The 13,646-nt window shown below is 41.3% G+C and carries 13 protein-coding genes; 4 read left to right on the top strand and 9 right to left on the bottom strand.

The window, feature by feature from the left end:
• Nucleotides 1-153: 153 nt before the first annotated feature.
• Genes BSAG_RS18925 through bioD form a run of 4 tightly spaced genes read left to right on the top strand, consistent with a single transcriptional unit; the run spans nucleotide 154 to nucleotide 3,386 of the window.
• Nucleotides 154-1,308 (top strand): 8-amino-7-oxononanoate synthase, encoded by a 1,155-nt coding sequence (locus BSAG_RS18925; protein WP_004316905.1) that lies wholly within the window; start codon nucleotides 154-156, stop codon nucleotides 1,306-1,308.
• Nucleotides 1,305-1,964 carry a DUF452 family protein gene (locus BSAG_RS0222615; RefSeq protein ID WP_004316904.1) on the top strand — a complete coding sequence of 220 codons (660 nt, stop codon included), beginning with the start codon at nucleotides 1,305-1,307 and terminating at the stop codon, nucleotides 1,962-1,964. The genes BSAG_RS18925 and BSAG_RS0222615 overlap by 4 nt, the downstream gene beginning before the upstream one ends.
• 10 nt (nucleotides 1,965-1,974) lie before the next feature.
• Entirely contained in the window at nucleotides 1,975-2,742 is a 768-nt protein-coding gene (gene bioC / locus BSAG_RS0222610) for a malonyl-ACP O-methyltransferase BioC (RefSeq protein WP_004316903.1), read from the top strand.
• The gene (gene bioD / locus BSAG_RS18930; RefSeq protein WP_004316902.1) at nucleotides 2,739-3,386 is read left to right on the top strand and encodes a dethiobiotin synthase; all 648 of its coding nucleotides are present in this window, start codon (nucleotides 2,739-2,741) and stop codon (nucleotides 3,384-3,386) included. The genes bioC and bioD overlap by 4 nt, the downstream gene beginning before the upstream one ends.
• Nucleotides 3,387-3,429: 43 nt before the next feature.
• On the opposite strand, the gene BSAG_RS18935 is transcribed toward bioD, so the two are convergent.
• The 9 genes from BSAG_RS18935 to BSAG_RS18975 all read right to left on the bottom strand — a co-directional run bounded on the left by BSAG_RS18935 (nucleotide 3,430) and on the right by BSAG_RS18975 (nucleotide 13,392).
• Complete coding sequence (locus BSAG_RS18935) at nucleotides 3,430-4,989, bottom strand: ATP-binding protein (protein WP_008019626.1); 1,560 nt, start codon at nucleotides 4,987-4,989, stop codon at nucleotides 3,430-3,432.
• A gap of 76 nt (nucleotides 4,990-5,065) precedes the next feature.
• Nucleotides 5,066-5,488, bottom strand: a complete 423-nt coding sequence (locus tag BSAG_RS18940) for a HEPN domain-containing protein (protein ID WP_004316065.1) — start codon at nucleotides 5,486-5,488, stop codon at nucleotides 5,066-5,068.
• A complete protein-coding gene (locus BSAG_RS18945; RefSeq protein ID WP_004316066.1) occupies nucleotides 5,485-5,799 on the bottom strand; it encodes a nucleotidyltransferase domain-containing protein in 315 nt (104 codons plus the stop codon). The genes BSAG_RS18940 and BSAG_RS18945 overlap by 4 nt, the downstream gene beginning before the upstream one ends.
• Before the next feature lie 216 nt (nucleotides 5,800-6,015).
• Nucleotides 6,016-6,702, bottom strand: coding sequence for an REP-associated tyrosine transposase (locus BSAG_RS18950; protein ID WP_004316067.1), 687 nt, complete (start codon nucleotides 6,700-6,702; stop codon nucleotides 6,016-6,018).
• Between the two features lie 129 nt (nucleotides 6,703-6,831).
• Nucleotides 6,832-7,218, bottom strand: a complete 387-nt coding sequence (locus BSAG_RS18955; RefSeq protein WP_225473796.1) for a DUF3592 domain-containing protein — start codon at nucleotides 7,216-7,218, stop codon at nucleotides 6,832-6,834.
• Between the two features lie 61 nt (nucleotides 7,219-7,279).
• Nucleotides 7,280-9,637, bottom strand: coding sequence for a PAS domain-containing protein (locus BSAG_RS18960; protein ID WP_008771223.1), 2,358 nt, complete (start codon nucleotides 9,635-9,637; stop codon nucleotides 7,280-7,282).
• An 87-nt stretch (nucleotides 9,638-9,724) separates the two neighbouring features.
• Nucleotides 9,725-10,249, bottom strand: coding sequence for a biotin/lipoyl-containing protein (locus tag BSAG_RS18965; RefSeq protein ID WP_004314803.1), 525 nt, complete (start codon nucleotides 10,247-10,249; stop codon nucleotides 9,725-9,727).
• A 29-nt stretch (nucleotides 10,250-10,278) separates the two neighbouring features.
• Entirely contained in the window at nucleotides 10,279-11,790 is a 1,512-nt protein-coding gene (gene accC / locus BSAG_RS18970; protein WP_004314804.1) for an acetyl-CoA carboxylase biotin carboxylase subunit, read from the bottom strand.
• A gap of 57 nt (nucleotides 11,791-11,847) precedes the next feature.
• Nucleotides 11,848-13,392: an acyl-CoA carboxylase subunit beta gene (locus BSAG_RS18975; protein ID WP_004314805.1), complete on the bottom strand. Its 1,545-nt coding sequence runs from the start codon at nucleotides 13,390-13,392 to the stop codon at nucleotides 11,848-11,850.
• Nucleotides 13,393-13,646: the final 254 nt, after the last annotated feature.

Genomic DNA, 13,646 nt, shown 5'->3' with positions numbered 1-13,646 from the left:
CGGTGAGGAACGGACCTTTCCTCACCGAGGAAGGATGCCTTGGTCGGTGAGAAACTTCCGGGATAGTCCTTCTGACGATAAACATCTTATAAGCAACAGATTACACTTTCAATCATTCATCTATCGAATACTGATTACTTAAAATAACAATTCATGACATTAGAGTATATAAACCAGGAACTCCAAACCTTGAAAGAGAAAAAGAATTACCGTTCTCTCCCACCGCTAATCCACGAGGGGCGAGATGTTCTGCTGAACGGACAACGAATGTTGAACCTATCTTCTAATGATTATCTCGGACTGGCCAATGACATTTCATTGAGGGAGGAATTCTTAAGGACGCTCACTCCCGAAACTTTCCTGCCTACCTCCTCTTCTTCCCGGTTATTGACCGGTAATTTTAGTGACTATCAGAAGTTGGAGCAACAGCTAGCCACCATGTTCGGAACCGAAAGTGCACTCATATTCAATAGTGGTTATCATGCCAATACAGGAATACTTCCTGCCATTTGCAACACTCACACCCTGATTCTTGCTGACAAGCTGGTGCATGCAAGCCTGATAGACGGAATTAAATTATCATCAGCTAAATGTGTCCGGTATCGTCACAATGATATTTCCCAGTTGCAGCGACTGATTGCTGAAAATCATAACGCTTATGAGCAGATTATTATTGTTACCGAAAGTATCTTCAGCATGGATGGCGATGAAGCTGATCTTCCCGCTCTCATTCAACTCAAAAAGAGCTATTCCAATATTCTTCTTTATATAGATGAGGCTCATGCTTTTGGTGTACGAGGGAAAAAAGGATTAGGATGTGCTGAAGAACAAGAATGTATCAACGATATAGACTTTCTAATAGGTACATTCGGGAAAGCCATTGCCTCGGCAGGAGCGTATATTGTCTGCCGGAAACTGATTCGGGAATATCTAATCAATAAAATGCGCACGTTTATATTCACCACTGCACTTCCTCCTATCAATATTCAGTGGACTTCATGGGTGTTAGAACGTCTTCCAGCTTTACAACATAAGAGAACTCACCTGCTACAAATCAGTGAAAAGCTAAAGGAAGCCCTTACAACCAAAGGATACAATTGCCCCTCGGTAAGCCACATTGTCCCTATGATTGTCGGAGCAAGTGAAGATACCATATTGAAAGCAGAAGAACTCCAACGCAAAGGATTTTACGCATTGCCGGTACGTCCGCCTACGGTTCCCGAAGGGACTTCACGCATCCGCTTCTCACTGACAGCGGACATCACTGAACATGAAATCGACCAACTCATTAAACTGATAAACGGATGAAACAGTATTTTATCATAAAGAATAATCAAAAGCATCTATTGCTTTTCTTCGCAGGCTGGGGAATGGATGAAACTCCATTCCTGCAAATTCACCCGACCGATAAGGACTGGATGATTTGCTATGATTATCGTTCATTAGAGTTCGATGCCGACATTTTGCAAGAATATTCCGAAATCACCCTCATTGCCTGGTCAATGGGAGTATGGGCAGCCTCACAGATAATGAAACAATATCCATCCCTGCCCCTTTCCCAAAGTATCGCTATCAATGGGACTCTTTCTCCTATACATGAAACGAAAGGGATTACTCCTACCATTTTTGAAGGAACCCTGCAAGGACTGAATGAACAATCCCTGCAAAAGTTTCAAAGAAGAATGTGCGGTTCAGCAGCCGATTACAAGGCTTTTCAGACAGTAGCTCCCCAACGTCCCGTTGAAGAGCTCAAAGAAGAGCTTGCTGCCATACAAAAGCAATACTTATCATTGCCACCGTCGGATTTTGCATGGCAAAGAGCCATCATAGGAAAGAGCGACCGTATCTTCCTGCCGGATAGCCAATGGTTGGCATGGAGAAACAAAGTGGATTCCCTTGAATATACAGAAGCCGCTCATTATCAACAAGACCTTTTTGATAATGTAATCATGCAAATCAACTAATGATCGATTTATGGATAAACAACTAATCGCCGAACGTTTCTCTAAAGCCATTGCTACTTATCCCCAGGAAGCAAACGTACAGCGGCAGATAGCAGATAAAATGATTCACCTGCTTACAGAACACATCTCTTTTCCTTGTTCAAAAGTGATTGAGTTCGGATGCGGTACAGGTATTTATTCCCGTATGCTACTTCAGGCTCTTCGGCCGGAAGAATTATTACTAAACGACCTTTGCCCGGAAATGAAGTATTGTTGTGAGGATATATTAAGAAAAGAACAAGTTTCCTTTCTTCCGGGAGATGCAGAAACAGTTCCTTTCCCCGCTGAAAGTACATTAATTACTTCCTGCTCGGCTCTGCAATGGTTCGAATCTCCTGAAAACTTTTTCAAAAGGTGCAACGCCCTGCTTAATAGCCAAGGCTATTTCGCTTTCAGCACTTTCGGTAAAGAGAATATGAAAGAGATACGAGAGTTAACAGGAAACGGGCTCCCTTATCGTTCACGGGAAGAGCTTGTAACAGCCTTGTCATCCCACTTTGACATACTCCATTCGGAAGAAGAACTTATTTCTCTTTCGTTTGATAACCCCATAAAAGTACTTTATCATTTGAAGCAGACAGGAGTAACCGGAATATCCGGCACCTCTTCCCAACAACTGCGGACACGTCGTGACTTGCAGTTATTCAGTGAACGTTACACACAAGAATTTACCCAAGGCACTTCAGTGTCCCTGACCTATCACCCTATTTATATCATCGCAAAAAAGAAAAAAGTATGAAACAGAATGTATATTTCGTAAGCGGTATCGACACCGATGCCGGCAAGAGCTACGCCACCGGATTTCTAGCTCGTGAATGGAACAAGAACGGACAGCGTACCATCACTCAAAAGTTTATCCAAACAGGAAACATTGGTCACTCCGAGGATATTGATTTGCATCGTCGTATCATGGGAATCTCCTTTACAGAAGAAGACAAAAAAGGACTGACTATGCCGGAAATTTTCTCTTATCCCGCCTCTCCGCATCTAGCTTCCCAACTGGATAACCGTCCCATTGACTTCGGCAAAATCAAACGTGCTACGGAAGAGTTGAGCGAACGCTATGATTTTGTTCTGCTCGAAGGCGCAGGTGGCTTAATGGTTCCGCTAACAACAGAGCTTCTGACAATAGACTACATTGCCCAAGAGAATTATCCGCTTATCTTTGTTACTTCCGGTAAATTGGGAAGCATCAATCATACTTTGCTTAGCCTTGAAGCCATACAAAAACACGGTATTGTACTGGATACAGTACTTTATAATATGTATCCTACCGTAAAAGATAAAACGATTCAGAATGATACGATGAACTTCATTCAAAACTGGCTGAAGAAGTATTTCCCGGATACGAAATTTATATTAGTTCCGGAAATAAAAGAATAAAAAGACTTATGACTTCAAAAGACTAGCCTCACTATTTGCCGGGCTAGTTTTTTGTTTCTACAATCCACTTTTCAATATTACGGGTTTCCGCACTGAAATTTACTCCTATTTTAAAGAGTTTACGTCCGTCCATTTCGAAAGGAAGAGCATAATTCTTGTCGTTAATCTGCTGTAAAGCATCTTCTGCCGTACCGTTCAACTTAAATTCCATGATATAAATAAATTTATCGGTCTGCAAGACAAGGTCGATGCGCCCTTCACTCGTATGATACTCTACCTTGGTGTAGAAACCTAGCAGTTTAAAAACGATAAAAAGAACATTTTCGTAATGTAGCTCCTGGTCCCGAATCACTTCGTAAGTAGTGTCTGCAAAGAAACTTTGCAGACGGCGGAAGAAAGAGTTATAATCACCGGAACGCACTTCACGAACAAACTTCTGAATCTCAAAAGGCGACTCGACCTTATTTACGTTCGCATAAAAAGGAAGCAGGAAGCGGATAAAACCTTCTTCCACTTCGCGATTGGGGAAACCCAAGCGATACATTCCAAATTCTTCATCATACCCCTTAATGGTTAGGTATCCACTCTGATAAATTACCGGGATGGGATTGGTGGATTCAGAATCTATACTGTTCAACACTTGGACATCGGTCTCTTCATGTGCCATCCGCTCCAGGTCATAATGATGTTTTTTTAGCAATTTCACCAAATAGGTAGGCGTACCCGTTTCAAACCAATAACTACCAAACTCCTTACGCTTGAAAGCGTTCAGCAGACTGAACGGGTTGTACATGCCGATTGAATTGTGCGTAAAATGATAACCGTCATAACACTCTCTCAAATCTTCACAGAGTTTGTCATACGTTATTCCACGTGCTGCTGCAAATTCATGTAGTTCCGCTTCCAGATTTTCATGGATTTCACGCTCGCTGACACCACAAATTTCGACATACTCATTCCACATTGAAATATCATCCAGATTATTCAAATCACTGAATACACTGACTTTGCCAAACTTTGTCACGCCGGTGAGCAGAGCGAACTTTATATACCCGTCCTTCGTTTTCAAAGCGCCATAAAATGGCTTCAGAGTATTTCGGAATTGCTTTTGCAGTTCCTCATTACCGATAGCTTGCAGCATAGGTTTGTCATACTCATCTACCAGAATAACTACACGTTGTCCGGTCTTCTCACAAGCACGCTGAATGATACCTGCAAAACGCAGGGAAAAAGATGTCTCGGATGGACGGGTGCCGTATTGGCTTTCCCAATATTCCAGATTATCATTCAATATCTTATCCAGACTTTCCGGAGTGTCATACTTCTCGATATTCAGGTCGAGATGCAATATAGGATATTTAATCCAATCCTTTTCCAACTTTTCTACTGCCAAGCCGGTAAACAGTTCTTTTTTTCCTTGAAAGTAAGCCTCTAAAGTAGAAATGAGCAGACTCTTTCCGAAACGGCGCGGACGACTCAAAAAGTAATAACGCCCGGTCTTTACCATTTGATACATCAATGCCGTTTTATCAATATAAAAATAACCATCCTGACGAAGGCTTTCAAAATTCTGAATACCGATAGGATAAATTTTATTGCTCATAATCTCTTCTTTTAAAAATCAACAACACATAAGTGAAGCAAGCGGATTCAAAATCCACTGGGACGGTTCACCTTCCTTATATAGATTCCCACTCTTTATCTCTTATTAATTCTTGAATACTATTTATGAAAGTCTCTGCTTGTGGATATAAGTTGTTTACCATTTCTTCGTCACAATATACAAAGTCATCATAATCTCCACTATGCCTTTTCTCAAATAATGTAGAAAAAGTTTTTCCTACTTTTACAGGAAGTTTTCCTGTCGAAATAAAGTGCAGACCAAGCATCGTCTTCACCCCATTATGAGTCTGCGTTTGAATATCATATTTTAAAAGAAGAGCTACAGTTGCATAATAGCATGCATAATACAGCCTGTTAATAGCAGCATTATAGAATGACTCACGTATCATAACCTCAGCCTCTCTCAATGTTTCATAAGCACGTTGTATCCGATAAGCGACCAGTGCTTTCTTACTTTCCTTATCTAGAATTTCTTTCATAAGACAATACCTTCGTTTATCACATTTACATAAAAAGGTGTTTTAAAAGGCCGGTTCTCCCAAAATTTCTTCAAAACAACTATCGGGCTAATACTAACACCTGTTTTCAATTCCAATTCATATAAAGGTAATGTGATAGCTTCTTCTTTAGCCAATGTCATTTTGTCACCTTCCACTAAAATGAGTAAATCAACATCACTATCATGCCTGGCATCCCCACGCGCCTCAGAGCCATATAAAATAGCCTGCGCATTGGGAGCAACACGTTTTAATGTTTCACGAATAGCTTCTATAATCTCTGGTCTCTTCATTTCTTACTCTTTCTAAATGCATGAATGAATCAAACTTACTACATTACAAAGATACATTTTTCTATCTAAACAACATCACATCTTACATGAAAGTTCGCCATAAAATCATTTAAAGTAGGTTTCCGTTCTCTGTTCAATCTGCTCTGTTCAATCGGATTTGCAATCCGATTGCTTGAGTATCAGGATTTGTAATCCACTCCTTAACCTCTTGCCTTCCTAAACTACAATCACCTCTAGCAGTCCTTTATCACCCGCATAACTCACCGCCGAACTATATAAATAATCTTCCTGCCGTGCAACAATCTCCTGCTTCACCGGATTATTATGAATATAATTCAATTTTTGCAGAAAGAAGTCATGCAAATAAATTAATTCGGGATGATTACCTTCTTGCCAAAAACGATACTTAGATATTTTTTTGTCATTAGCTCCGGCAAAGCGAAAACGATCCAGCATCCATTCGCGACGACTTTCTTGAGGATCTGTTTCGAGTTCTGCCATAATACGTTTACTAGTGAACTTTTTAAAATCTCGAAGGATATCCGAAACAGATGCTTCTGTTCCGGAACTGACAATCATATGCAAATGGTTACTCATTAATACCCAGGCATAAATTCTTAAGCCTTTTTTCTCCTGACAATAGGCTAGTGACTCCAGAATTATATGCTTGTATTTAGGACGGGTAAAGATATCTATCCAATCAACAACGGTAGAAGTAACAAAATATAATTCATCTAAAACTCGATTCGCAGTATCCATTGATATACTAATTTGATTAGAGAGGATAAATGTACGATTAAAATCGAAAGAGACAAAGGATTTTAAACGATCGGATAAGATAAGCGGATTAAAAATCCTGATACCAAAGACCAGCGGATTATAAATCCGCTGGCTCATGCTCATAGCTTCTAATGGTTAAGCATTCTACAATTATTCACCGATTTTGTAGACTTCTCTTCTAAGATAATTGAATATTCTAAGAACAAGAAATAAAAAAGTGACCGGTAGAAAAACAGTCACCAATTAACCCTTTCACTCAACAACAATCGTACTAATTTGAGGATTATGGCTATCGTATGTAACCGTCACAGGATACATAGAGCCATAATCCTTTATTTTTTTAATAAAAGGGATATTCTGTCTGGTATAACCCAAAGAAACTTTGCTAGAATAATGTTCTCCTCCAACCATATATTGATAATAGACTACGAAAGAATAAGAAACACTACCACCCATTCGCCCTTGAGTCATGTCATATTTAAGTTCATGGCGTACGATATTTCCTACTGTTTCTTTATCATAATTTTCTGGAAGTGAAGAATAATACAATAAAAAAGACACAAATACCATAAAAAAGAAGGCGATTATAGCAAATGAATATTCCGACCAAAAAGTTCCCTTATGAGGAGGCTTCTGCACATACTTCTTTTTCGGTATTGTTTTTATGATCTTACGTTTTCCCTTCTGTCGCATCTATTCATTAAACAATAGTCGAATATTTATCCAAAGCCTTTCTCAAAGTTCTTTCCGAAACCGGTTTAGTCACAAAATCATTGCATCCCATCTCCAAAGCCAATTCTTTATCCGTTTCAAAAGCATAAGCCGTCAAAGCAATAATAGGAACCTCTTTGGAATAAGAACGAATGATATGCGTTGCTTCCAATCCATCCATGCGTGGCATTTTTATATCCATCAGAATTAAGTCCGGTTGATACTGCTTATACATTTCAATGGCTTCCACCCCATCCTTAGCCCAAAGCAATGTATATTCCCTGCCGATCAGATTCTTCAGCAGGATGAAATTACTTTCTACATCTTCCGCTACCAAAATCTTTTTGATCTGTTGCACACGATTTACAGTATTTCCTTTAGATTCCGTCTTTGACATTTTAAAGATTTCGCCGAGTTCTCCGGCTTCTTCATAAGGAATCGTGAAATAGAACGTAGAGCCTTTACCCAATTCAGAAGTCACCCCTATTTCTCCACCGATCTTTTCGATAATCATCTGACAGATAGATAGCCCTAATCCTGTGCCTTGAGCAAAAGAGTTCAGTTTGACAAAACGCTCGAAGATATGATCTACCTTTTCCGGTTCTATTCCTATTCCTGTATCCTTCACATATACACGAATATTTTTATCCGTCCGCTCAAAACCCAAACGAATCTCTCCTGCATACGTAAATTTACTCGCATTAGTCAGGAAATTCGTTATCACCTGCATGATACGATTCTGATCTCCCTCAATGAATAAATTCTCATCCTCATTATCAAAAACAAGAGTTACCCCTTCTTTCACACGTTCTTTATGAACAGCATAAATTGTCCGGCAAACTTCTCCCAGATTCATTGGACGCTTGATATATTCCAGTGTCCCGGCTTCTATCTTCGATAAATCCAGAATATCATTAATCAGTTGCAACAAAATATCCGAATTCTGATTGATAATACCCGAATAGAGCTTTTTCTCTTCAGCAGTTTCGGCAGCAGGCAATAATTGAGAGAATCCTACAATTGCATTCAGGGGTGTCCGGATCTCATGACTCATATTAGCAAGGAAAGCACTTTTCAATCGGTCGGATTGCTCCGCCTTAATCCTTGCCTTTATCAGTTCCTGCTCAATATTCTGAAGATTAGTAATATCCCAAGAGATACCAATCTGCAACGGTTTGCGTCCTTCCATCGGCACAAGCGCCTTTAACGTCTGTACAATACGCGCTTTCCCGGTGACGGAAAGATACGTTTCCTGCATATCAATACGCTTATGGGTCTGAAGTAATTCCAAATCATCCTTACGGAATTTCTCTGCGTCTCCATGACTCGGAAATACTTCATAGTCCGTATGTCCAATCGCTTTAGACGCCGGGATACCTGAATGGTCGGCAAATGCTTTGTTCCAATACAAATACCTAAAATCATTTTCCGGGTCTTTCACAAACAGATAGACTGGGATATTATTCAAAATACCATCCAGCAATAGATTTAGTTCGCGAAGTTCATCCTGTTTCTTTATAACATCAGTAATATCCTGTGTAAAGAACCAAGTCAGTTCTTCATTATTCTCACGAATCAGAAATGTAGACACCTGATGCATCCGCTCTTTATCTTCACCTTTCCGCATATAGGCAGCACGATAAGCAAAAGTGCCATCATTGTCACGTATTTCCTGAAGACGTCTTTCCCACGCCTCCTTTGTTGTCATAGAGACGGGCAAATCATATATCTTTTGGATACCCATCTGTTGGGTAACTCCGTATTCTTCTATAAATTGCTTATTTGCATAAACCAATGTCCCGTCTTCCGATACGGCAAGAATGCTGTCACTCACTTTATCGAGTACACTCTTGAAAACCTCCAGTTGCCTTTGCGTGGTCACCCGCTCCGTTATATCACGGCACATAATCAATACATACTCCTCATCCAACGGAAAGATACGATTTTCGTAATGATGATGTTCGCCATTAAAATCCAATTCATGATGGGCGGTTGAAACAGCTCCCGTGCTGACAGCCTGACGCATATTGGAGTGAATATTCTGATATGCTTCCGGTGGAACCATTTCCCGCATATACATTCCCTTAAAATCTTTATTTGATATCCCGACATGATTGGTTTCTTCATTGGAAACAACTTCAATGCCTACTTCGTTCTGATTGAAGACAGTCAGCATATCCGGCAAAGAGTCCAGAATCCTGACAGCATATTTTTCTTTGAAACTCACGGGACGATTACTTATATTCTCATTCCTAAGAATAGAAAGCTCCTTTTTGAGCTGCTCATTTTCTTTCTTTAGCGCTTCCAGCTGTTCTAATAGTACTTTTTGGTTTTGTTCGGTGTTCATGATATATCAGAATTAATGCGTACTTATCTGCCAAAAGTAAATCTTTTTTTGAAGATAAGTACGCAAAAACCAGTTTTTTTTTGAGAATCATTCAATTACCATGATCCGGTCGTTCAATCCCACCTTCATGCCATCTTCCACAAATACCTCTTTAACTACTCCATCCGTCACCGAACGTATCTCATTCTCCATCTTCATTGCCACCAATACGCAAAGCGGATCGCCACGTTTCACACTATCTCCTTTCTTTACATACGTCTTCAGTATTACTCCCGGCATCGGTGCCTGTACTACCTGACGTCCTACAGACTCAGCAGCAGTGCGGGCATTATGTATCTTCTCCATTTCTCCCTGCAATTCAATCTGATAAAGCTCCCCTTTATTCATGATTGTATATGAATTATTGGAAGAGGGAGAAATCTGCACTCCATGCGAGTGGTGATCGATGATAATTGAATGGATAGAGTCGCCACCCATGTTATAATCGACCTCATATATCTTACCATTGACTGCAATCTTCTTGATTGGTCCGTCCTCCAGTATTTCCACCTTATATTCACTATCCGGCATGTCCTGGAGCTTGGCGTAATATGTAGCTAATGTTGTACCCATAATCTGTTCTGTTATTTTTTAGTCTTACATCAATAATTATTAGCAGTCATCTGCAACTTACCATAATACTTCCAGAGCGATTCGCCTACCACCGGAAGCGTTGTGGCACGGGAAGCCGCTTCTTTCTCCCGTTCGTAGTGTCTCACTGCGGCAGCAATGACAGCCACTGTCGGATCGGTATTCTGACGGCGTTTCAGATCTTCCTTATCAAAGCGCGTATCAATAAACGTTGTATCATATTCGCCTTTCAGGAAAGCTGCATTCTTCAATACACGTTGATGGAAAGGAATTGTTGTTTTAATTCCCAAAATCTTATACTCGCGCAAAGCACGTGCCATATTGGAAATGGCAGAAGCACGGGTACGTCCCCAACAACATAGCTTGGCAATCATCGGGTCATAATGCAGAGAGACTTCAAATCCGGCATAAGCGGCACTGTCAAGACGCAGGTTACGCCCTTCGGGAGCTTCACGAACAGTAATCACCCCGGGAGAAGGTATGAAGTTATTCTCCGGATCTTCCGCATAAATACGACATTCGATAGCTGCTCCGCTAAACTGAATATCATCCTGTTTATAAGGCAACGGATTTCCGGCGGCAACTGTTATCATATCCCGAACCAGGTCAACTCCCGTACATTCCTCCGTCACAGGATGTTCTACCTGCAAACGGGTATTCATCTCGAGGAAGTAGAAGTTTTGGTCTTTATCCATCATAAACTCCAATGTCCCGGCACTGTAATAACCTATTTTCTTACAGGCTTCCACAGCAACCTTCAACATTTTCTTTCTCGTCTCTTCTTTCACAAAAGGAGAAGGACTTTCCTCTATCACTTTTTGATTACGGCGCTGAATAGAACATTCACGTTCGTAAAGGTGGACCACATTGCCATATTTATCTCCCATGATCTGAACTTCGATATGATGCGGGTTCTCGATGTATTTCTCAATATATACCGCATCATTGCCAAAAGAGGTCCCTGCTTCGGATTGTGACAAACGAAGAGCCGTTTCCACTTCTTCTTCCGTACGTACCAAACGCATTCCTTTTCCTCCACCTCCGGCAAGTGCTTTCAGCATAATGGGATAGCCGACTTCATTAGCCACCTTCTTCACTTCATCAATCCCCTGCACAGGTGTTTCGGTTCCGGGAACAATGGGTAATCCTGCTTCACGCATAATCTTGCGGGCTTCTGTCTTGATTCCCATTTTGGAAATAATGTCCGCACTCGGTCCGATAAAAATCACTCCTTCTTCTTCACAACGGCGGGCAAAATCCGCATTCTCCGACAAGAAACCATATCCCGGATGAATAGCAGCACCGGTCTTTTTAGCAATGGACAAGATCAATTCCGGCTTCAGGTAGGAAGTATCTTCGGGCGATTCGGAGATGCAATAGGCTTCTTCTGCATAACGTACATGCAAAGCTCCGCGGTCTACATGGGTATAAACAGCCACCGTTGCGATATTCATCACCCGACAGGTACGGAAGATTCGCATCGCTATTTCACCGCGGTTGGCTACTAATATTTTCTTTATCATAATCTTTTTATTCTTTTAATGAACACTCTCCATTCTCAACTCTCCACTCTCAACTTATTAAAGCGGAAGATTCGAATGTTTCTTAGGAGGATTAGACTGCCGTTTGTTGGCAAGCATCTCGAAACTTCGAATCAACCGCAAACGGGTTACCGCCGGATCAATCACTTCATCCACATATCCCAATTCCGCCGCCCGGTAAGGATTGGCAAACTTCCCGCGATAATCATCCTGAAGTTCTTTCCGTTTTTCTTCGGGGTTTCCGGCCTTATCTATATCCTTACGGAAAAGAATATTCACAGCTCCATCCGGTCCCATCACAGCTATTTCGGCAGTAGGAAAAGCAAGATTGACATCTCCGCGGATATGCTTGGAGCTCATCACATCATAAGCGCCACCGTATGCTTTGCGGGTGATAACCGTAACTTTCGGCACTGTAGCCTCACAATAAGCATAAAGCAATTTTGCCCCGTTACGAATAATTCCGCCATATTCCTGATCGATTCCCGGAAGGAATCCCGGCACATCTACCAGTGTCAGTAAAGGGATATTGAAAGCATCGCAGAAGCGGACAAAACGGGCAGCTTTGACAGATGCGTTAATATCCAGCGTGCCTGCAAGTACCAATGGCTGATTAGCCACCACTCCCACTGTTTTTCCATTCAGCCGGATATAGCCGGTCACAATATTCGCAGCATACTCTGCCTGAAGTTCGAAGAAACTATTATCATCAGCCACTGCTTCAATCATTTCTTTTATATTATACGGCTGATTCGGATTGGTTGGAATCAAATTAGCCAGTTCCGGAGTCAGACGGGTCGGCGAATCGTTTGTAGCTACAAACGGAGGCTCTTCCATATTATTTCCCGGCAGATAGGAAATCAATTCACGAATATAATTAATACACTCAATATCATTCTCCGCAGAAAGATGAGCTACACCGGACTTTGTCATGTGTACGCCTACTCCGCCGAGTTCCTCTTTAGTGACTTCTTCCTGTGTCACACTTCTCACCACATCCGGTCCTGTAATAAACATATAACCGGAATTTTTCACCATCAGGATAAAATCTGTCAATGCAGGAGAATAAACCGCACCTCCGGCACATGGGCCCATGATCGCACTAATCTGCGGAATCACTCCGGATGCCATAGAGTTGCGCAGGAATATCTCGGCATATCCGGCCAAAGAACGTACCCCTTCCTGAATTCGTGCACCGCCAGAGTCGTTCAGTCCGATGATGGGTGCTCCCATTTGCATAGCCATGTCCATCACTTTACAAATTTTCTTAGCGTGCGTTTCCGAAAGAGCTCCACCAAATACGGTGAAATCCTGTGCAAAGACATAAACCAGGCGCTTGCCAATCATACCGTATCCCGTCACTACCCCGTCTCCGGCAAATTTCTGCTTTTCCATACCGAAATCGGTACACCGATGGGTTACCAACTTATCCAGTTCGATAAACGAACCTTTCTCCAATAATAAATCGATGCGTTCACGGGCGGTCAGTTTTCCCACAGAATGTTGTTTTTCAATGCGAGCGTCTCCGCCGCCTTTTTCTGCTTTCCTGTTCAGTTCTTCCAGGTTGTTAATAAGCTCTTTCATAGGCTGTAGTTATTAAAGTTGTATGTGTGTGTAAAAATAAACAGTAATATATGAAATCATTGTCATATTGATTACACAAAGTACTTTTATATAATGAACGCCTCATGTGTGGAAAATGTTAGCATTTATGCCTTAAAACATCTTTATCCATTTATTTAGGGAGCTTTTTTTGCAGGTTGCGACAACAAACTTCCCCGCTTTTCTGTTTATCGCTTATCATTTTTAATAAAACCTATACCGTTGTCAACTTCGAT

It is taken from the genome of Bacteroides sp. D1 (assembly GCF_000157095.2).
Lineage (GTDB): Bacteria > Bacteroidota > Bacteroidia > Bacteroidales > Bacteroidaceae > Bacteroides > Bacteroides xylanisolvens.
Note: the sequence above shows the minus strand (reverse complement) of the source record. Positions and strands in the feature narration are given on the sequence as shown.